A 20,527-nucleotide genomic window follows, 5' to 3' on the forward strand; every position below is an offset into this window, starting at 1 on the left:
ATCAGCCGGGTGGCGGCGCTGGCGCCGATCATCTGCACAGGCGTGCCGGACCCGCCATCGGCAGCCACGCTGGAGACATAGGTGGCGGCGGTCTCGGAGACGCCCTTCAGCGCCAGGGAAAAGTCCGCCCCCACGTCGAGACGGGTGATCCGGGTCCGGAAGCGTGATCCGGTCGCAAAGACCACGTCCGCGACATCGGTGGGATCGAGGCGCAGCCAGTCGGCCGGCAGTTCGGCCTCATAGGCGCTGCGTTCGATCCAGGCGCTGTAGAGGGTCTTCGCGGCGATCTGCTTGGCCGTCGTCGCGTCCAGCGCAAGGGCCAGCTCCATGCTGGACTGGTTGCGCGACTGCATGGTCGGCCGCGGCAGGGAGGTGCGCTTTGCGCTCTGCGTGCCCTGGCTGTAATCGGCTTGTGCGTCCATGTAGACGACGCTGACCCGCTCGGGGAGCTCGACCTCCTGCGTGCGCCGCTCACGCCAGCGCTCGAAGGTCCGCTCATCCAGCGGCAGCAGATGATCCGCATCGATGGTTGCGGCGGGCGGTCGTCCGCGCGTCCGAAACCGCAGGGTATCGTCGCTTTCGGCCGCGTCGAAGAAATACGCCTGTGCCAGCGGCTCGATCGCACCCCGCACGGTGGTCTGTCGGCCGATGACGTAGCCGGGCACGATCGCCCCGAGATCGGCGACGTCGATATCGGACGGACCAAGGCCGGCACGCGCGCAAAGGTCGGAGACGATGCCGGAGAGCGTCTCTCCACCACCGCCGCCGCGATTGAGAAAGAGCTTCGCCCAGCCGTCGCTGCCGCGCACCAGATGCGTGTCGGAGGCGGCATCATAGACCTGCGCGCCGCGCTCGCTGACGGGATAGGGCCAGGTCTCGTCGAGCACGACCGCACCGGTCGCGGTGTCGAGCTGGATGAGCCGCGTGCTGCGCATCAGCGTCCAGCGCTGCCCGGTCAGCCGGCTTTGCCCGAAGAACGGCCCCTCGTAATTGATCTGGTGCGGGACGGCGGTCTTCCAGACGATGCCGCCCTCACTGCCACTACCAGCGTCGCCCCCGGCGCGCCATTTGAGCGTGTAGATCGTTCCCGGCGATCTGCCATTCGCCACGCGCGCCTGGAAAAGGACGCTGTCATCGGTGACATCATAAGTAAGACCCCCGGCGGTGTCCCAGAAGCCTGTCGCGCCGGGCTCGAGATCCCCCGGGGCAAAACTGGCCATCTTCTCGAAGGTGACGCCGAGGCTTTGCCCGGAGACGCTGTCGTAGCGCGCGGTGGCCGCGACGCGGAGGCGGTAGAGCCCGAGGCTCGTGTGGTTGATTCCCCGGCCGCTGGCCAGCACCCAGCCATCGCCGAACCCTTCGCCCACAGCGCCGGCGATGACGCCGCGCACGCGCGACTCCGCCACGCGCTGGCCCGCGCCCCAGACATACCTCATGGTGTCGGCACGCAGCAGCCCGACATCATCGAAAAGCGAGCCGGTCAGCAGGAAATCGACCCGCCCCGCGGGGCCATAGGCCGACACCATCCCCATCCAGGTCGTGGCGACAAAGCGCGTCGCGGCATTGGTCAGCCCGTTGCTCCGGCTCCCGAACCGGGCCACCTCCTTGAGCGCATTCGGCTCGACCCTCACTATGGGCCGCGAGTTGCCCGTCCCCGCGGTGAGGTAGATATGGCCGTCTTCGCCGCAGAAGAGCGTGCTCGGGAAGTTGTTTGGCGCGACGGCCGTGATATCCGTCATCCGCGCCTGGCGGTCTTCTTTCATGGTCCGCAGGCTGAAGCGGCGGATCCCGGCCTCGGCGGCATCCGCGTCGCTGTCGAGAAAGTAGCCGTATCCGCGCCGCCAATCCACGGCCAGCTCGTCGATCTGGTAGCTCCCGAAATATCCGCCGTCGCCGGTCGTGATGAAATCGATGCTCTGCCAGGGCTGCTGCGCCGCCCGCTGGTAGGTGATCTCGGCCGTGATATTGGGGATGCGGTTGCCGAAGTCCGCGAGCGCCAGGTCCTCGAAGACGATGGTGGCAAGACCCCGATGGGCGGGCGCGCGGCCCGCGCCGACATGCGTCTCGATGAGCGGGTCGGCCAGCTGATCCTCCGCGCCGGAATGGAAACGGAACCTGAGATCCGGCCTCGCGACATCGGGGCTTGCGCCGGTCTTGTCGTAGATGAGTTTGCCGTCCGCCCAGATCCGAAGCACGTCCCCGGCCGGCCCTTCGCCGAAGGCGAGCGCGAAAGACGCGAAATAGGAATAGGTGACCGAGGTCCGGGTGGCGCCGCCGCCGCCCTTGCCGCCCGAGCGGGTCCGGGTGACGTTCTTCTGCTCGGCGATGCCGGCGGTCCAGATCATGTTGCCGGCCATGCGCAAGGTGCCGTAGCCGAGGGCGATCGATGCGCCATAGGCGGACGAGGACACCGTGAGGTCGCCGAGGCGCGGTCCCTCGGTGGTGACGTTTTGGCCCTTGCCGGGAAACAGGAGGTTGCCAGCCACCGAGCCGACGAGCCAGCCGGCCTGCCAGCCGAGGCCGACCGCGGAGCCGAGTGCGGCGCCGCCTGCTGCAACGAGAATGGCCATGCGAGATCAGGCTCCGGGGTGGCGAAAGCGAAAGGCGAACTTGACCTTGCGGGGCCACTCGCCGGCATAGGGTTCCTCGATCACCTGCCGGCGCGTGGCGTGCGCATGCAGCAGATGCGGCCGCCCGAGCCGTTCGGTCAGAAAGCCGCAATGGCAGGGGTAGGCCTGATCGGCGAAGACGAGCACATCGCCGGGCCGAGAGTCCGTGATGGCGACGCCGTCCATGTGCGCGCGAAAGTGGTCGACAAAGTTCTGTCCCTGCGCACGGCGGCCGTAGGCGGTGTGATCATAGTCGGAGAGCCGCAACGCCCGGGCGACCACGACCACCAACCCGACGCAATCGAGGCCCGAACGGGCGCGCCCCTGGTGTCGCCACGGGGTGCCCAGCCATGTTCGCGCCTCGGCGACGATCGCTTTGGGGGTGACGGTCCCCGGAGGGGTGGTCGCAGGGGTAACGGCCACTGGGGTCACGCTCCGGGGCGGGCGGATCTCAGCGGGCATCGGGATAACGCATCATGGCGTCCTGGCCGGGCACGTAGGGCTCCCCGCGGAAGTTGAGGACATTCGCGAAGCGGTCGATGCAGGTGTCGAGCCGCTTGTCGCAGCCGGGATGGATACGGAACATGTCGCCCGCGGTAATCGCGTAACCCGTCGGCAGGAACAGCTCGATCCGCCCATTGCTCCGGGTCCAGCCCTTGACCTCGATGGCGCGGCCGGCATTGGCCCCGGTCTCCCAGGTCAGCACACCGCCCGCGAACCAGTCGTCGGTGGCGCGCGACTCGTCGAGCGTGGCGGTGAAGACGGCCCGGTCGGTGACCGCCGTCACGATGCCTGACCGGGTCCAGGCCTCCTCGGCCTCGAACACGGCGTCGCCATCGAGGGTTTGCGCACCGGCACTGGTGTCGAAACCCGGCTGCTGAATTGCGGTCGTGCCGGCGGTCACGCAGCGATAGATCCGGTTTTCGAAATCGGCCGAGGTCGGAATCGCGGCCGTGGTGTCGGTGATCACCGCCGTAACGGCGTCGAAGGCGGCGTTGGCCTGGCTGCCGGTTACAAGCTGGTGCAGCAGCCGGATCCGCAGGACGCGCGTGCCCGCCGGCAGCGGCGCCTGATCGACACCCCGCTGCGCCCAGCTGTCCTCCGGCAGGATGGCCTCGAACCCGGTATCAAGCAGTGTGGCATGCAGGGTTCCGGCGCCGTCGAGCGCCTCGAGGACAACCCGGCCCAGATCATCCGGGAACGAGTTTGCCCGCTGCACCGAGGCATCCAGCCGGTAGGCATCGCCATCGATCTGCCCGGCGTCCAGACCGGTCGCGACGAGATCGATGGACTGGGTCAGTTCTCCCGCGGCCGAGCTGCCGCCCTCGAGATAGAAGCTGCCAAGCGCCGGCGCGAGGCCGCCATTGCCCGCGTCATGCACGTCCCAGTCGCCGAACACCTTCGTCCAGCCGGTGGGGGCGAAGCCGGACCCGTCGCCGGCGCCATCCGCCTCGAAGCTGGAGTTGAGGATCGGCAGCGCGAAGCTGACCGGCGTGCCGGTCGTGCGCACCCGCACGATGTCACCGACGAGGTACGCCGTCGACCGGGCGATCTCGGACGGATCGACCGGCACCCGGCAGCGATGATCCCCGAGATCGGCGCGACATTCGGGGCTGTAAAGCTCGCCGATGCGTTGCTGCAGCGCTTGCGTCATGCCGCGCAGCTCGGTCCGGAATATGTCCTGCTCGCTCAGCACGACCTCGCCGAACCAGCCGCGGCGCATGCGCAGAGCGCCCATGGCGGGGTCCGCCCAGTTGACGATAAAGATCCGCACCTCCGCCTGATCGAAGAGACCCGCGCGCAGATCTTCCTCGGTGATCGCCGCGCTGTCGAAGACCCCCTCGACGTCGAGATTGTCGACGCTGAGGCTCGCGTCATTTGCGATGGCCGTGCGCGAATAGCCCGAACTCGCCTTGTAGAGATTGCCCTCGAACGCCAGATCGCGGTCGTGGTCGGTGAAGAAGAACTCCCTGCCATCGATGCGCGAGATGCGCCAGCAGGTGGCGAGCGTCGTTACCGGCCCGGCGAGGTGCGCCGCGAGGGCTGTCGAGGTCGACTTCATGGGCGGATCTCCACGATGGGGATTTGCGGCCAGACACCGCGGTCATAGGTCTCGAGCGACAGGTCCATGTGGTCGGTGTCAAAGCGCACCGGCACGTCGAACGCGAAGTCCGCCGTCACCTGCACCCCGGATGCGGGGGCTGCGGTGAAGGTCACAAGCCCGGTGGCCGTGTCGACGCTCCAGCCAGAGACCGCCTCGACGCCGTCGAGGCTGATCTTCACCGTGCCGGAAACGGGTTTGGTGATGAGGCGGGTCTCGACCGCGCCGCCGCTCGCGTAGCTCTTCACCAGCTGGACCGTTCCGGTCGTGCCGTCGCCCTGCGCGATCGGCTGGGCCAGCGCCTGGTAATCGGTCCAGTCCTTGAACCGGAACCCGTAGGCGCGGCCGCGCCGGGCGCGGAAGAACGCGATGAGCTCGGCAACATCGGACCGGCGTTTGAGCCCGCTGCCCACATCCCAGCGGCCGCGGGCGGCAGCCCAGTTGATATTGCGCCGCTCCAGACCCGCGCTCGTGGTGATCACCGTGGTGCTGTAGCCCGGACCGCCCGACGCGCCCCGCGCGATCGCCTCCGGAAACCGCACCTCGTGAAATCCCGTCATGCATCCTCACATGTTGCGTTGTGCGCGCTGCAGCGCGCGGGACAGGTCCGCCGAGATCTGCCCCTGCGAGCGGCGGAAGGAACTGGCGTCCGGCGTCGTGACATTCATCACCACCTGGACGGGGCGCTGCTGCTCGCTGTCCCGGCTGCGTGACGCCGCGGCCAGCTGGCGCCGCGACAGCACCATCTCGCCGCGCTGCAGGATGGCCGGCACCTCGTCATGGCGCAGCCCGGCAAGACCACCGTCGTGCATCCGGGGGGCGCCGGCAAAGGCCAGCGCCGGCACGGGCCGCGTGAGGGCGGGCGCACCAACCAGCCCACCGCTGTGGAAGATGCCCGCCAGCAGGCTGCCACCCCCGCCCAGCCCGGAGACCCAGTTGGCCAGGGGGCCGGTGATGGCCGAGCGCACGGCGATGCGGGTGATGTCCGCCATGATGCTGTCGGCCAGCGCCCGAAAATCCATCCGGCCCTTCGTGACAAACGCCACCAGCGCGTCTTCGGCGCCCTTGAAGGCCCGCCCGAGCGCCGCGCCGATCTGCTGGCCGGTGGTCATGGCCGATTGCGCGTAACGCGCCAGCACGTCGGACGCCGCCTGCCAGCCCGAACTCGCTTGTCGGGCGGCGGTCTGGGTGGCGGACCCGGCGGTGCGGGCGGCCCCGGCGCTCTCGTCCAGCGCCGTGGTGACGCCGTCGGCGGCGACGGCCGTCTCCTCCAGTGCCGCCGCGCTGTCCCGGCCCACACCTCTGACCATATCCCGCAGCGCCTGCCAGGCGGTCATGGGACGGCTGGCAGCACCAGACAGCATCCCGGCCGCCTCCCTGTAGCCATCGGCGCGGCCTCGGGCGGCCTCCGCCGCATCCCCAAAGAGGTCTGGCGTCTCGAGCCAGGTCCGCGACATGGCCGCCTCGAAAGCCTGCGCCATGTCGCCCGCCATGCGGTTTGCAGCCCCCGCAAAGGGATTGTCCAGGCTGCCAAGATCGACCGGATCGAGCGTGCCGATCTGCACACCGCCCTCTCCCACGGCCCAGTCGGGCAGCAGGTTCAGTGCCGCATTGAGCCCGCCAATGAAGGCGTTGATACGGCGGACGACGCCGTTGAGCATGGCCTCCACACCGGCGATGAGCCCGTTCGCGGCGCCGAAGGCGAAATCGCCGATGGTCCCAGGCAGTGCGCCCCAGGTGCTGGTGACCGCGTCGAACGCGCCCTTGAAGGCGCCGACTGTTGTATTGGCCCAGCTTGTGACAGCACCGGTGGCACCTTGCAGACCGTCATAAATGCTGGCTTGCGCCGCGGCCCAGCCGGCCTCCACGCGCGCCCACGCGGCGCCGGCGCGCAGCGCGATCCGGTCCCAGGCCTCCGCGGCCACGTCCTTCAGCAGACCGAGCGCCGCGCCGATGCTGCCCGTCGCCGCTACCAGGCGGGTGAACTGGTAGATCAGCTCCCCTGCGCCTACTATAGCCGCGCCGATGCCGGTGCGGATCAGCGCCCCGCGCAGGACGACCAGCGCCGTGGCAAGCCCGCGCACGGAGAGCGCCGCCGCGGCCATGCCCGCCACCCAGCGCCCGGCGAGGAAGGCGGCAAAACTCCCTGCGATACTGGCCAGCCGTCCGAGGTTGGCGAAGAGCCCCTGGATGGCCTGGCCCAGCGGGCCGGTGGTGCGCGCCACGGCGGCCATGGCCTCGGCGACCGCTTCCAGCGCGGGGGCGGCCGCGACGGCAAGCTGGTTCGAGAGCCCACGCCAGACCAGGCCGAGGCGCGAGATGGCGTCATTGGTCCGTTCGATCCGGGCGGCGTCCTGCTCGGAGACCACGACGCCGAAATCCCGCACATCCTGCGTCGCCTGCCGCAGCGTCGCGGTATCGATGCGGCTCATGGCGATAGAGCCCTCCTCGCCAAACAGCTGGCCCGCGACAGCCGCGCGCTCGGCGGACGGCACGAAGTCCTCGATGGCGGCGTTGATCGCACCCACGCGCTGGTCCAGCGGCAGGGCGATCAGATCGGTGGCCGAGAGCCCGAGCCGGTCCAGCGCGTCGGCCGCAGGACCTGTCCCGGCCGCCGCCTGGCTGAGACGACGCGTCAGATCCTTCGTCGCCTGCTCGATACCGGACATCGCCACGCCGGCCAGTTCGCCCGCGCGCTCCAGCGTCTGGATCGAGGCGACAGTGGTCCCCAGCGATTGCGCCAGCTTGGCCTGCGCATCCACCGTCTGCAGACCGGAGCGCACCATGGCCACGCCAGCAGCGGTGGCGGCCGCAACGGCAGCGGCTGACGCGACACGTACCCGGCGCGCAAAGCCGGCCAGTCGCCGGTTCGCCGCCTCCATCTCCTCGCTGAGCCGCCCGAAGCCGCGCTTGCCAGCCTCGCCCACGCCCTCCAGTTCGGCGCGCACCTGTCGCCCGCCTGTCGCCGCGAGGCGGACGCTAACCCGTTTCTCGGCCATGGGAGTGATGCATCTGTTGGTTGAGTTTGGCGACCATCACCGTTTCGATGACGGGCAGCAGTTCGGCCGCGGCCAGCGGTGGGACACCGAGGGCTGTCCCGAGAGACAGCGCGGCGGTCATGTCCCAGCCGATCACCGCACCGGGCAGCACGCGCAGCTGACCACCCAGACGCCCGACAATGTCCCAGACCTGTGTGCCCTCGAACGTCAGCGGCTGGTTTTGGACCGCGGGGCAGTCCTGGCACGCTTGCGGGCAGGCTTGGCAGTATCGCTCGCCCCCGCCGAAGGACCACTCGGCGAGAGCGCGGAGGCGTTTTTTTCTTGTTCCAGCAGCAGGCCTTTGGAGACATAGTTCAGCTGGAAAGCCTCGAAGATCGGCCAGATATCGAGCAAAGCGTCGATCGCCTCGGGGCTGGGTGTGATGGGTTTGCCCTCGGCATCTCCCACACCCTCCCACGCCAGCACTGCGCGGCGCACCAGCGCCTTTCCGAAAGCCACCGCGCGTTCCTCGTCGGTGGCGTCCTCGGGCAGAGCCTCGACGGCCGGGTCGCTGCGTGTCGCCACCATCAGCGCGGTGGTCAGCGGGCGGAGTTGCACCCGGACTCCGGGGGCAAGGTCATGCCATCGTGGCGCGTTCGTCAGGTCGAGCGTCAGCATTAGTATTCCTCAATGTCGTTGATCAGGGTGGCGGTACACATCAGGCCCTCCGTGGCATCCCGTGCAGCCTGCCAGTCGAAGGTCGCCTGGACGCCCTGCGGCCCGGAGATCTCGATCCGCGGGCGCGGCAGGTAGACGGCATGCGCGATCAGAGAAAGGCTTTCTCCAGAGGGCAACGTATAGCCGAACTCAAGCTCGCAGGGATCGCCATTGATCGCCTGGTCCACCAGCACCTGATCGGCGAAGCGCACCTCGACCCGCCCCGTCAGCGCCGCGATGGACGGGTCCGCGCCGTCAATGCGGCCATCCGGCCGGATAGTTTCTACCCGGTCGAGATTGTTGGCATAGGTGATCTCGGCCGAGACGATGTTGCCGAGGGACGATCCGTTCCGCGTGATCGCGCCGTTGAAATGACCGAAACGCTGCAGGTCGAGCTCCGCAAGCGTGCCGGCGGCAGACGCCGTGGCGGTGCTTTCGCCCTGTGCCACAAGGCTCGCGGTCGCGGTCAGCAGTCCCGAGCGCTGCATCTGCCAGCTGAGCGTGTCCAGCACGCAGCCGGAATACATGGCATAGCGCGGCACCTCCGGCATGCCGGTCTCGATCGACATGCTGGGCAGCGTCCAGGACCCCGACCGGAACTCATGCGTGAACGGCCCTGGCGCTGTCCCGGTGGTCGCAGGATCGCCAAACGCCGCCTTCAGCCAGAAACCGAACGCGCTCGCGTCGATGGGAATGACAACGTCGCCATCCGAGGTCACCGCGTCCTTGATCGGCGCCAGCGGATCGCGGCCGTAGCCGAGAAGCTCCGAGTTCAGCAGCGGCTGTTCCGCGCCGAGCGAGGTGCTGGCGAAGGGCATCCGGGTGAAGCCGCTCGCAGGCGGCGTTCCATAGGTCGTCTCGAACGCAAGCGCCATCAGCGCCCGCGCCCCCTGGGCTCGTGCCATTTTTCTCTCCTCGGGTTGTCGGGGTCAGGCCAGCGGATCGGCCGTGGAATAGTGCAGCACCACCGGGATCACGGCGGCCTTCAGGCTCGCCGCGCCCTCCACCGGCAGATCGACCGGCTGCGGCGCTTCCGCCTCGACCCAGTCGCAAAGCCCGCCCAGCGTCCGGTCAGCGGCGACTGCTGCGCCGATGCTGGCGGTCAGCGTGTCGAATGCGACGTCACGGTCGGTACCCTGCACGACCGCCTCGATCTCGGCGCGATGCTGGTAGTGGTAGGCGAGCGGCGACAGCGTCACCTCGGGCTCACCCGGCTCGCCGTCGCGCAGGATCAGCAGGCCCTCGGCCGGCACGCGCTCGGGCAGCACCTCGCCGCGCAGCGCGGTGGCGGGCAGCGTCTGCAACAGGGCTTGCAGCGCGGTGAGGGTGGTTTCGCGAGAAGACAGCATGTTGATCCACTATGATAGGATTGCGCCGACGACGACTTCAATCTCCGTGGCAATACGGCAGGAGGCTAGTCGTCCTACTCTTTTTCGGCTTCTTCTTCTCGCTTACGCTTGCGGATGTTATAGTCAAACCAGACCCAAAGCAGAGCCGCGATGACGATGACAGCGCCTCAAGCATACAGGGAAAACGCGCTCTCGAACCCTCGCCCGGATGTAGATCCAAACTCCATTGCGCTCGCCTCTCTTCAATCCCCAAAGACGTGACCGAGAATACCCCCGAAACCGAGCGGGCCGCGTGTCCCGAGCAGTTTGATGGAAGTATCATTCATGCAAGAAGTGTCTTCTCGTCTGTCTGACATAAATTGTGCCGTGTCAGCTTCGAGACCCGTCCAGTGCGACAATGGCCGCGCGGCTCACGGAGCCGAATGATCGATTGTCCCGTCCGCTCGGACACGGAAAGACACCGGAAGATCGGCGGTCATGCTGCTGCCGAGCGGTTTGTCTCCTTGTTCCCATCGATGGCGCTCGAATACGGGCCACGCATCGACGGCTTCTTCATCGATGATTGGTTCGACCGTGACGATCAGTTCGAATGCTTCATCGACAACGACACCGCCACCATTGAGAAACATGTCCCGATAGCGCTCGGCAAGTTCATCGATGGAAATCTCGAAGCTCAGTACGCCTGCCACGTTGCCTAGCTCGACCGGCCTTTCCGCTTGGGAAAGAATTTCACCGTAGGTCATGCCATTGACTTGCCAGAACAGACCATAAGCTCCAGCGGTTCCACCGGAGGTGGTGACCGATGCACTGAAGCGAGGACCTTCAGTTTGATTTACGACAAGGGCGGCAATCGTGTGACGCGCATTCAATAGCTCTGTGAACGCAGCTTCCCGACCTTCCGCCGCTGAATTTGCCTTAGACTGATGCAGCGAGCGCTGCCAGAAAACGATTGCCAAAATGGCGATCAACACCAACGGCACCACGTTCCAGAATAGAATCCGCCTTGTCTCTCGGGGGGCCGCGACCGCAGCCTCGATTTCTCGCTGGCGGCCATATCGATCGGCGAGGAAGATACAGCCGACGGCCGTAGCCAGAAAAACCGCCACGCCGATGGCCGGGATCAACCAGTCAAGCGCTGTGGGCCATGGATCATCTCCGTAGACGTAGACCCACAACATGCCGAGTACGACGCCGAGAACGCTGTATGTCGTGACCGGCGCAAGAAGCAGCGCCCAAGAGACACCAGCCAGGCGGTATCCGAACCTGGGTCTCATGATCCGCTACCCGTTGCGCTTCGTACCCGCATTCATACACCAAGCTCTCAAGACGCTTTGACCAGGAAATAGCAGACAAGCTGTCTTATGTCCTTGACGGTCGGCCATTGGGCCATTCAGGCCAAAAGCGTTTCTGTAGTCCCACCCATCCTATGGGTCGTCCCTTTTCCCTCAGCCCAATCGCCCCTCCACCCAATTTGCCACGATCAGCCCCGGCACGCTGTCATGTGCGCGCTCGGCGTCACGATTCAGATCGAGCCGTTTCGGCAGCTTCACCTGCGGGACCAGCAGGAAGATCGGCACTGTGGCGCGGCCGCGTCCGGTCTTCGAGCGCGAGGCCACACCGAGACCCCGGTTGTTCAGACGCCCGTCGGCGACAAGCAGGCTCGGCCCGGACCGGCGGTAGACGAAGCGCAGGCGCAGCCCGCGGCGGCGTTCCCATTCACCAGGGGTGATCTTGCCGCCGCGCCGGCCACGCCCGGCAGCCGGCAGCGGGATCGTCAGCCAGAACCCGGCCTTCGAGCGGATCAGCGGCCCGGTATCGTGCGCGCTGACGATGTCCGGTGCGTTGGACCAGACCAGCGCGGCGGCGTTCAGGCTGGGCTGGCCCTTTGGGTATTGCGCCGACCGGATGGTGCGGGACAGGCGCTGGCCGAGACCCGCGCCGGTGATCTGCGTCCGCCAGGCGGTCTTGAGACTGGTTCCGGCCTCGCGCGTGGCGGCGGACACGGCCCTTTCGCCCGCGGTGATCTCGGCGGCCATCATGGCGGCAAGATCCGGGGTGACGTCGAGTTTCAGTTTCATTGATTCACGCCGGCCTCAGATCGACGGTCCAGACCAGCCGCTCACGATCACGCACCGGCTCGCCCTGAATGAGGAAAGCCTCGCCGTCGATCTCGAGGCGATCACCGGGGCGCGGATTGGCTACCTCGGCCACCCGCAGATCGACACGCGTCGTTTCCGACCAGAGGCGGGCGTCGCCGAAGCCGGTGACGTCGTCCGCGCGGCGGGTGACCACGCGGACAAGAACGGGCGCGCCACCCTCGGCCGTGTAGACGGCGTCGCGCCCGATATTGCCATCCGTGAAGAGCGCGTCGAGCGCCATGGCGACGGCGCTCATCATGTCCGCCGTGCGCTGCGCAGCACCTGCGGGCGGGTGCAGATCGGCAGCGGGTTGCTCTCGATCTCGAGCCGCACCCATTCGTCTCGGTCCCGGTCGGGGATCATCCGCGCATAGAGCGGCAGGCCGACGGTATTGACCGTCTCGAACGTGTCGGCGGGGGCATAGTAGATCTCGAACAGCCCCTCGACGCCCTCGGGGTAGAAATACGCCTTGTCCGTGGGCACGCCGAAGCCGAGGCCCCCGCGGTAGCGGCGGAAGGTGATGCCGCCGAAGCTGACCTCCTCGCCCACGCGGCCCCGCAGATCGGCCGCCGCTGCGGTGTTCAGGTACGTCTCGCGCACCTCCTTGTGCGCGACCAGATCGGCGAAGAAGGCCGAGCCGCATTCGGCGCGTAGCTGCACCTGACCGGCAGCCAGCCCGCCCAGCGTGTCCTCGACGCTTTCGATCATAGCCTGGCAACGCTTGCGCAGCGCGCCCGAGCCCGGGGTGGCATTGTCCAGATCGAAGTCGATCTCGGCGGCCGGGGTGATGCCGAACTCGGCGTGGTAGTCGATGACCGTGGCACCGTCCTTCGGATCCTTCACCACGCCCTGAATGCCGTTGAAGAGGTGGAACTCGAAGGTGGCTTCGGCATCGTTGCGCAGCCGGCCCAGTTTGCGCGCCACTTCTGTCTGCACCTGCTGGACCGCCGTTTCCGAACCGAAGTCGCGGATCGCCTGGATTTCCGAGGCCCAGAGCACGTCCTGCTTCTTGAACTGGCGGCAGACGAAGGCACGCATGTCGCGGCGCTCAGGGATCTGGCTCTCGTAAGCCGAGCCCCGCTCCGAGAACGGGATCAGCGACAGCGTGCCGTCGCGGCTCTCGATCATCACGGTGCGCGTGCGCACGCCGCGGCTGCCGAAGAGACCCGCGCCCGACAGGATCGCGGGCTTGAAGGGGATGTTTTCGAGCGCGCGCGTGAGCTCGATGATGGAGAAGGCATCGCCTTCAAAGATGTCCATGGTGGCCACAGCGTGCCTCCTTCTGGTCTGGATATGATGGGGAACCTGCGCTCGGATCAGCGCAGCAGGATGCCGAGCCCGGCCAGCGCCGTCGTGGCGGTGGTGATCTGCGCCTCTGTGGCGCCCTCGGGCCAGCTGACCTCGTGGCGATTGACGATGGCGGGGCCGCGCACCAGCACCACGGCATGGGCATCGCTGTCGGTGGCGTCGACCGCACCCCAGAGGATCCCGGCGGCGTTCTGGCTGCCGTTGGTGGCCGCGGGCGCAAGGCCCGTGTATTTGCCGCCCGTCGTGATCTTGCCGAGCACGGTGCCGGGCGCGAGCTTGCCTGCGCCCGACACGACGGTGACCGTATCGCGGGTATAGTCGCGCAGCACTTCCCAGGTGAGAAAGCCGCCGGCGTGTTGGCCTTCGGTGAGCGTGGTCATGGGGGATTATCCTTTCATCTTAAAGGCCCGGGCGATGACATCGCCCCAGGGGCGCGTGGTCTCGCTGCGCCCGGGTTGCGGGTGATGCGAGGTGATCTGCGGTGCGGCCTCGGCGCGCGCGTCCAGAAGCTTCGCTCGCACGGCCTCGAGGCTGGCGTCCTCCTCGAGGAACCGCCCGGCCATCTGCGGCTGGCCGGCAAGGCGGCAGAGATCGATCACCGCGCGGGCATGCGCGATGGCCTCGGCGCGGATCGCAGTGGCATCCGGAGCATTGTTGGCGTCTGCAACAATGCTGGCGAGGTCATCTGCCGAGGGGGTGTTATCACCTGCAACATCAGCCCCCTCGCTTCCGGGCTGCGGTGCAGGATCGGTCGGCGGCGCAACATCGTTGTCGCCTCCAACGATGTCGGGCCCTGCCGCGGCGCCTTCGTCCGGGACGACGGTCTCGACCGCTTCCACCAGTTCGGGCGGCGCGTTGCGGAACCGGCCGATGTCGAAGGCGGCGGCGATGCGCACGGGCTCGGCCAACCGCGTGGCGAGCCCGGCGTCCAGCGCCTCGGCGGCGTCGAACCAGGTCTCGGCCGAGAGGAACGCGGCGATTTCCGCCTCGGGCTTGCCGGATCTGGCCGCGTAGCCGCGCAGCATGCTGGCCCCGATCTTGTCCAGCGTCCCGGCCATGTCGCGCATGTCCGTCGCCGTGCCCATGACAAGCCCGCTTGGGTCATGGATCATCAGGAAGGCATTTTCCGGCATGACGATCTCGTCGCCGGCCATGGCAATGTAGGAGGCGGCCGAGGCCGCGATCCCGTCGATCCAGACGGTGACCGCGCCGGCGTGACGGCTCAGCGCGTTATGGATGGCGACGGCATCGAAGACCGAGCCGCCGGGGCTGTTGAGCCGCAGATCGATGGGGGCGTCATCCGGCAGCGCGCCCAGTTCGGCCAGAAACCCCTTGGCGCTGACGCCATAGGCGCCGATCTCGTCATAGATCAGCACCTCCGCGCCGCTGTCCCGGGCGCGGATCGTGTACCAGCTGTTCATGATGTCACTCCTGATTGGTGGCGCGGTCGGCCGCGGCCGCGTCCTCGCCATTGTTGCCACCCGCCCCGTCGCCCGGGTCGGGCCGCGTGGCCGGCGTCGCGCGGGCGCCCTGCGTCTCACCCGGGCTGGTGCGGTAGCGCAGGCCGAGCCCCTCGGCGCGCGCCGTGTCCACCGCGTTCTCGCGGTCGACTTCCTCGACGTCGTAGCCGGTGGCCTCGACCACCTTGCGCCGCGAGGTGATGCCGGCCTCCATGGCCAGCACCTGCGCCTGGATGTCCTTGAGGGGGTCGACCCAGTCCCAGCGGGGCGGGATCCACTGCACCATGCGCGCGGCCGCCGGATCCGGAAGATCCAGACGACCGGCCAGCTGCGCGGTCTCCAGCCAGCGTCGCCATACGGGACGGCAGAGCTGATGCGCGATCACGCCGTGCTGCAGTTGCTGCACCCGACGGCGGAACTCGACCAGTTCCGCGCGCAAGCTGGAATAGTTGGCCTGGCGGACATCGCCGGTGACCAGATGATACGGCAGCCCCAGCGAGGCCGAGACCGCGAGAAGCGTGCGGTACTGGAACGCCTCGTAACCGCCGCCAACATCGGCGGGGCTCGAGAACTTCACATCCTCGCCGGGCAGCAGCACCTGCATCGTGCCAGGCTCGAGGCTGGCGATGGCGGCACCATCCAGATCGGCCTCGTCCTCGCCCATCATCGGGTCTTCCGGCGCGGTCTTGGTGATGAAGCCCGCGAACATCGCCGCGGTCTTCTTGCGGTCGAGTTCGGCGTCGTCATACTGATCCAGCAGGAACAGCCGCACCATGGCGGGGGCCACATGCGGCAGCCCGCGGATCTGGCCGGCATCGAGCGGGCGGTAGATGTGGAGCACGTCCTCGGCCGGCACGCGCACCGTCTCCGGCACCGCCACCCGCTGATCCGTGCTGTCGCCCGGATGGGTGCGGCGGAAATGATAGGCGACGCGCCGTCCGATCAGGTCGAACTCGATCCCGCAGCGGATGCGGTTGCCGTTTGCGGCCGTGCCGGTCTTCTCGAAGGGCAGCATTTCGGACTGCAGCAGCTGCATCTGCATCGGCACCAGCAGCCCGTCCTCGGCCCGGCGCGGGCGCATCCGCACGAAACACTCGCCCGCCACGAACATCTCGCGCGCCACCATGGCCTGCAAACCGTAGAAGTCCGTCAGCCCGCCCGCATCGGCCTCATCGGTCCAGGCCAGCCAGAGACGCTGCACCTGATCCCGCAGGTCACCATCCTCGATCAGCGACGAGGGCTTGATCCCGTCGCCTACCACATTCGCCGCGAAAGCCTCGCAGGCATTGGCCGCGTAGCCGTTCGTGACGACCAGTTCCCGCGCGCGGGCCAGCAGCTTGGGACCGCCCGACGCGACCAGCGTGTTGATGTTCTCCAGCGGCGGGTTCCAGCCCCGCAGCCGGCGTTTGGACATCGCGCCTTCGAGGCGCGCGCGTGCGTCAGCCGGGCCACCCCGCGCGGGACGGCGAAACCTGTCGAACAGCCCCATGGATCACAGCCCCTTCGCCGTCGTCACGCGCAATTGGCGCACGATGCGCCGTCCCTCGAGGGCCGCAATCTCGCGGTCCAGCGCCTCGATCGCCCGGTCGATCTCGGCCACGCTGCGATAGTCCACGGTCTTGCCGTCATAGCTGACGCGGGCCACGCCAGAAGCGCGCTGTGCCGAGAGCGCGTCGCGGCGAGCGCGGAGGTCTGCGGATGTGGGCATGTTTGCGCCTCCACGCGATCAGGAAATTGTCGGGGCCGCTCGGCGATTGGCGGTTGGTCCGGCTTCGAAATGCACACATATTGCATGCATGGTATCCAACTTCTTCGCCTCGCTATGGCATCGCGCCCAATACATCCCCCTGTGGTCCGCGCTGTCTGCCACGCGCCTGCGCAGCCTCGATCATCGCGCACGGCTTTTCGGGGGCATGGTCGGTCTTGCGATGCGCTGGTTTCCACCCGCGCGCTGGCGCTTCGACCGCGAAGTGCTTCGGGTCTTTCCCGACATGCCGCGTGGGCAGCGCGCCGCCCTTCGGCGCGAAATGGGCCGCAACATGGGGCGTACCCTGTTCGAGATCCTCCGCAGCGCGGAGTTCCAGTCGAGACCGGACCGCTTTCATGTGTCCGGCCCCGGACTGGCCGCGTTGGAAGAGGCGCGCGCTGTGGGAAAGGGCGCGATCATCGTGTCCGGCCATTTCGGCCAGTGGGACGCGGTGCGCGCCGTTCTGAAAGCGCGCGGGATGGAGACCGGCGCGGTCTATCGCAAGCAGAAGAACCGCTTTTACCAGCGCGGGTTCCTGGCCGGTATCGAAGAAAGCGGTCGGCCCGTCATCGCGACTGGACGCTCCGGCACGATGGAACTGGTGCGCCATCTGCGCCGGGGCGGATTTCTGGCCATCATGCTCGACGAAAAAATTGCCGAAGGCGAACGCGTGCCGTTTCTTGGCCTTCCGGCACTGACATCGACGGCGCCCGCGGCCCTGGCGCTCAAGTACGACCTCCCCCTTATTCCCGCCTACGGAACCCGCCGGCCGGATGGCGCGGAATTCGACGTCGAGTTCGAAGCGCCCATCCCCCATTCCGACGCCCTGACGATGACAAAAGCCATCAATGACAGCCTGTCCGCCCGCGTTCTCGAAAATCCGGGGCAGTGGTACTGGCTCCTGCGCCGATGGGATGGCGCCTGACGCCGCCAGCGGGTGCGCCGAAAGCGCGTCGCGGCGTGCGCGGAAGTCTGAGATTGTCGGCATTGATCACCCCATGTAATTCGACCGCATCGTCCGCCGCCGCGCTGATGGGCGCGGGGGTGTGACGGCTGGCGTGTCCTCCGATCCATCCGGTTCCACGGCCAGCGACCGCTCCAGATCCTGCCAGCGGGCCTCCGACCAGCGATCCGCGCCGGCAATCCAGGCGGCCGCCCGCGCATAGACGCGGCAGTCCAGCGCCTCGTTGCGCTCGCGCAGCTTCTGCCATTCGAGCTTCGAGAAGCCGCGCTTGCCCTTCACGGTGACGAGCTGCTCGGCGGTCAGCTGCTTGAGCCATTCGCCGTCGGCCCATGTCGGCAGATGCACCGTTCCCGCCGGGAACGCGGCCCCGGCCGTGATGTCCTCCGATGTGGGTCTTTCCTGGCGCAAAAAGCGGTAGGTCTCGGCCTTGAAGGTCGAGGTCGCCACCGACCACAGCCGCGCGCCGCGGCGCAGCCGGCGGCCAGCCACCGTGGCGTCGACATAGGTTGGCCCCGTCACCGGGCTCGCGCGATTGAACCCCTCGAGACCCTTGACCGGGGCCACCTGCGCGAATCCGACCTGCCGCGCCCAGCCATAGACGGCGCTGGTCTCGTAGCCCGTGTCGATCGCCAGTTTGGCAATGGTCAGGTGCTGACCACTGGCATGCGCCCATGTCCGCCCCAGCAGATCGGTCAGCTTCTGCCAGCAGGCTGGATCGCCGGGGCCGCCCTCGATGACGATGTGATCGACCAGCCAGCTTTCCAGACCGCGGCCCCAGGCCCAGACATCGATCTCGATCCGGTCCTTCTGGACATCCGCACCCGCGGTCAGAAACAGCCCGCTTGCCGGCACGGTGCCCGCTTTCCACTCTTCGCGCCGTTCCGCCAGCCGTTGCCAGTCCGGCGCTTCGCCGGTCTCGAACCAGGTCTCGCCGAGGATCGTGTTGCGGAACGCCCGCATCGCCTCGTCATTGCCCTGTGCCGCCTCCCACGCCCGCGCGATCCGCGCCCATGAGAGCCAGCCGATCGGCGAGTAGAGCGCCGAGAGGTGATAGCCCACCGTGTGCGGGTCTTCCGACTCCGCCGTCGGGCGCCAGTCGCCCGCCGCCAGCATCTGGGTCTTGTGATGCTCGGCGATGGGGCTGTCGCAGCTCTCGCAGTGATATTCCGCCGTGTCAGGCTGGCCCTTCTCCCATCGCAGCCGCTCGAAGCGCAGCCATTGCACATGCCCGCAATGCGGGCATGGCACATGATAGCGGCGCTGGTCGCTGGCCTCGAACTCCCGCTCGATGCGGCTCAGCCCGCGGATGGTCGGCGTCGAGATCAGCAGCGCCTTGCGCCGATGCGCGAAGGTCAGCGAGCGAGCTTCCGCCAGGCTGACCGGATCGCCTTCCTCATCGGCCGAGGCCGGATAGGCATCCACCTCGTCCAGAAACAGGTACCGCGCGGGCGTCGAGCGCAGCCCCACCGCCGAGTTGGCGCCCGTCATGATCAGGATGCCGCCCGCGAATTCTTTCGAGAGCATGGTGTTGCCGGCGTCGCGCGAGCGCGCCGGCTTGATCCGCTCCCGCAGTTCCGGGCTTTCCTCGATCAGCGGGTCGATCCGCTGGCGCGAGTTGCGCTTGGCCAGTTCCACCGTCGGCTGGACCGCCAGCATCGGCCCCGGCGCGTGATGCATCACGAAGCCGATGAAGCAGTTCCCGGCTTCCGTCGCGCCCACCTGCGCGGCCTTCATGAACACCACCCGCTGCACCGGGCTGACCGGTGAGAGCGCATCCATGATCTCGCGCATATACGGCGTGCGCGCGGTCTTGTAGCGCCCCGGCTCCGCCGAGGCGCGCGACGACAGCCAGCGATGTCGGTCGGCCCATTGCGACACGGTCAGGTCCGGGTCGGGCCGGATCCCACGCGACCAGGCGCGCAGCAGGTCGTTGGCCCCGTCAAACCCAGCGACATCCTCATCCAAGGCCGCTGCGGATCTCGGCGAGACTGTCGAGCTGGGCGCGGACATGGGCTTCAAGGACCTTCTGCATCACCGCCGCCTCCACCGTAATCCCCTCGCCGAGGGTGGCCGCCAGTTCCGAGGCCATGAGCGCGGCCACCCGCGCGGGCCAGATCACCCAGGCATCGCGTTCCTCGCGCGCCAGCCGAAAGATCAGCGTTTCCGCGCGCGCCTTGTCGACAAGATCCCCCTTGAGCTTTTGCAGCCGGATGCGGCGTTCCTGCGCCTTGAGCACCTCGTTCGCGGTCTTGGCCTGCAGGAAGGTCGTGCCGCCGCCGACGGCTGGCGCGGCCATTCCCTGCTCCTTGAGCGTATCCCCCACCGCAGAGACGGCGGCCTCGGGTACCGGCTTCAGCCCGGGCTTGCCGGTCGCGGGCGGTTTTGGCGCGGCGCGGGATTTCGACAGGTCCGTCGTCTCGGCGCGGCGCGTGTCCGACGCCTCAGCATCGATGCTGCCATCAGGGTGCAGCACCAGCCGCCCGGCATCCTTGGCCTTCTGGATCGCCCCGCGCGACAGGCCCACGCGGGCGGCATACTGGCGTTCGCTCAGGCCCTGCATGGCTCACCCCCGCGCGTCATAAAGCAATGGAATTGCTGCGATTTCCGTTGATTACGGTCCGCGCCAAAGCGATTCTGGGATCGAGCCAACAGACCCGGATCGGAGACAACCCCATGACCATCGCCCAACGTTACAACGCCGAGGCCGCCCGCCTGCTGCCGCACATGGCCGACAGACTGGCCGTCGAGCCCACCATCACCACCGCCAACGAGATCGACGAGATCGTGTTTCGCCGCAGCGAATTCCTCGGCGGGATGGCCTGCGCCATCCTCGCCATGCTCGAACAGCAGGACGGAGACACCGCATGACCGCCATCACGACCATTCGCATCGATCACGACGCGCTGCACGCGCCTTTGAGCCACAAGACTCCCGACGCTGTCGCCGAGGCCATAGAGGCTGCGCTGCGTGAGGCCGGCATCACCGCCGAGGCGTCGGATCTCTTCAGTCATTACAAGATCGAACTGCCGACCGACAAGCTCGCCGCCGCCACCGCCGTGCTGGCCGGGATGGGTCTGATCTGATCGTCACCGGGGCAGAAAGCCATCATATTGCTCTGATTTGCCTACACTTTCCAGCCCGTCGGAGCGATTCTGA

21 protein-coding genes and 1 pseudogene are annotated in these 20,527 nt (G+C 67.7%); 3 read left to right on the forward strand and 19 right to left on the reverse strand.

Annotated elements, in window-relative coordinates:
* The 17 genes and pseudogenes from ACROSR_RS15825 to ACROSR_RS15905 all read right to left on the reverse strand — a co-directional run.
* Positions 1-2,570: phage tail protein (locus ACROSR_RS15825; protein WP_432686755.1), on the reverse strand; the 2,570-nt coding region annotated here is incomplete at its 3' end.
* Between the two features lie 6 nt (positions 2,571-2,576).
* Entirely contained in the window at positions 2,577-3,032 is a 456-nt protein-coding gene (locus ACROSR_RS15830; protein WP_432686757.1) for a C40 family peptidase, read from the reverse strand.
* A 28-nt stretch (positions 3,033-3,060) separates the two neighbouring features.
* Positions 3,061-4,671, reverse strand: coding sequence for a DUF2163 domain-containing protein (locus ACROSR_RS15835; protein ID WP_432686759.1), 1,611 nt, complete (start codon positions 4,669-4,671; stop codon positions 3,061-3,063).
* Positions 4,668-5,270 carry a DUF2460 domain-containing protein gene (locus ACROSR_RS15840; protein ID WP_432686761.1) on the reverse strand — a complete coding sequence of 201 codons (603 nt, stop codon included), beginning with the start codon at positions 5,268-5,270 and terminating at the stop codon, positions 4,668-4,670. The genes ACROSR_RS15835 and ACROSR_RS15840 overlap by 4 nt, the downstream gene beginning before the upstream one ends.
* Before the next feature lie 6 nt (positions 5,271-5,276).
* Complete coding sequence (locus ACROSR_RS15845) at positions 5,277-7,709, reverse strand: phage tail tape measure C-terminal domain-containing protein (RefSeq protein ID WP_432686763.1); 2,433 nt, start codon at positions 7,707-7,709, stop codon at positions 5,277-5,279.
* On the reverse strand, positions 7,690-7,860 hold the full coding sequence (locus ACROSR_RS15850) for a DUF7697 family protein (RefSeq protein ID WP_432686765.1): 171 nt from the start codon (positions 7,858-7,860) through the stop codon (positions 7,690-7,692). The genes ACROSR_RS15845 and ACROSR_RS15850 overlap by 20 nt, the downstream gene beginning before the upstream one ends.
* Before the next feature lie 56 nt (positions 7,861-7,916).
* A complete protein-coding gene (locus tag ACROSR_RS15855) occupies positions 7,917-8,366 on the reverse strand; it encodes a hypothetical protein (protein ID WP_432686767.1) in 450 nt (149 codons plus the stop codon).
* Complete coding sequence (locus ACROSR_RS15860; protein ID WP_432686769.1) at positions 8,366-9,310, reverse strand: phage tail tube protein; 945 nt, start codon at positions 9,308-9,310, stop codon at positions 8,366-8,368. Before ACROSR_RS15860 ends, ACROSR_RS15855 begins: the two co-directional genes overlap by 1 nt.
* 24 nt (positions 9,311-9,334) lie before the next feature.
* Entirely contained in the window at positions 9,335-9,754 is a 420-nt protein-coding gene (locus ACROSR_RS15865; protein WP_432686771.1) for an acyl-CoA transferase, read from the reverse strand.
* Positions 9,755-10,164: 410 nt separating this feature from the next.
* Positions 10,165-11,028, reverse strand: a complete 864-nt coding sequence (locus ACROSR_RS15870) for a hypothetical protein (RefSeq protein ID WP_432686773.1) — start codon at positions 11,026-11,028, stop codon at positions 10,165-10,167.
* A 171-nt stretch (positions 11,029-11,199) separates the two neighbouring features.
* Entirely contained in the window at positions 11,200-11,832 is a 633-nt protein-coding gene (locus tag ACROSR_RS15875; protein WP_432686775.1) for a DUF6441 family protein, read from the reverse strand.
* 4 nt (positions 11,833-11,836) lie between these two features.
* Positions 11,837-12,148 carry a head-tail joining protein gene (locus ACROSR_RS15880; RefSeq protein WP_432686777.1) on the reverse strand — a complete coding sequence of 104 codons (312 nt, stop codon included), beginning with the start codon at positions 12,146-12,148 and terminating at the stop codon, positions 11,837-11,839.
* Positions 12,148-13,152, reverse strand: a complete 1,005-nt coding sequence (locus ACROSR_RS15885) for a major capsid protein (RefSeq protein ID WP_432686818.1) — start codon at positions 13,150-13,152, stop codon at positions 12,148-12,150. The genes ACROSR_RS15880 and ACROSR_RS15885 overlap by 1 nt, the downstream gene beginning before the upstream one ends.
* 56 nt (positions 13,153-13,208) lie before the next feature.
* A complete protein-coding gene (locus ACROSR_RS15890) occupies positions 13,209-13,580 on the reverse strand; it encodes a head decoration protein (protein ID WP_432686779.1) in 372 nt (123 codons plus the stop codon).
* A gap of 585 nt (positions 13,581-14,165) precedes the next feature.
* A pseudogene (locus tag ACROSR_RS15895) lies at positions 14,166-14,672 on the reverse strand (head maturation protease, ClpP-related); the annotation flags it as partial.
* Positions 14,626-16,149 (reverse strand): phage portal protein, encoded by a 1,524-nt coding sequence (locus ACROSR_RS15900; RefSeq protein WP_432686781.1) that lies wholly within the window; start codon positions 16,147-16,149, stop codon positions 14,626-14,628. The pseudogene ACROSR_RS15895 and the gene ACROSR_RS15900, both read right to left, overlap by 47 nt.
* A gap of 3 nt (positions 16,150-16,152) precedes the next feature.
* Entirely contained in the window at positions 16,153-16,368 is a 216-nt protein-coding gene (locus tag ACROSR_RS15905; protein ID WP_432686783.1) for a phage head-tail joining protein, read from the reverse strand.
* An 88-nt stretch (positions 16,369-16,456) separates the two neighbouring features.
* Here ACROSR_RS15905 and ACROSR_RS15910 point away from each other — a divergent pair, with 88 nt between their 5' ends.
* Complete coding sequence (locus ACROSR_RS15910; protein WP_432686785.1) at positions 16,457-17,332, forward strand: lysophospholipid acyltransferase family protein; 876 nt, start codon at positions 16,457-16,459, stop codon at positions 17,330-17,332.
* A 66-nt stretch (positions 17,333-17,398) separates the two neighbouring features.
* Here ACROSR_RS15910 and ACROSR_RS15915 read toward each other — a convergent pair whose 3' ends face one another.
* A complete protein-coding gene (locus ACROSR_RS15915; protein WP_432686787.1) occupies positions 17,399-19,381 on the reverse strand; it encodes a phage terminase large subunit family protein in 1,983 nt (660 codons plus the stop codon).
* Complete coding sequence (locus ACROSR_RS15920; protein ID WP_432686789.1) at positions 19,329-19,931, reverse strand: hypothetical protein; 603 nt, start codon at positions 19,929-19,931, stop codon at positions 19,329-19,331. The genes ACROSR_RS15915 and ACROSR_RS15920 overlap by 53 nt, the downstream gene beginning before the upstream one ends.
* A 113-nt stretch (positions 19,932-20,044) precedes the next feature.
* On the opposite strand from ACROSR_RS15920, the gene ACROSR_RS15925 reads away from it, so the two are divergent.
* Positions 20,045-20,239 (forward strand): hypothetical protein, encoded by a 195-nt coding sequence (locus ACROSR_RS15925; RefSeq protein WP_432686791.1) that lies wholly within the window; start codon positions 20,045-20,047, stop codon positions 20,237-20,239.
* Positions 20,236-20,454, forward strand: coding sequence for a hypothetical protein (locus ACROSR_RS15930; RefSeq protein WP_432686793.1), 219 nt, complete (start codon positions 20,236-20,238; stop codon positions 20,452-20,454). Before ACROSR_RS15925 ends, ACROSR_RS15930 begins: the two co-directional genes overlap by 4 nt.
* Positions 20,455-20,527: the final 73 nt, after the last annotated feature.

The organism is Roseovarius tibetensis (assembly GCF_050896375.1).
Taxonomy (GTDB): domain Bacteria; phylum Pseudomonadota; class Alphaproteobacteria; order Rhodobacterales; family Rhodobacteraceae; genus Roseovarius; species Roseovarius tibetensis.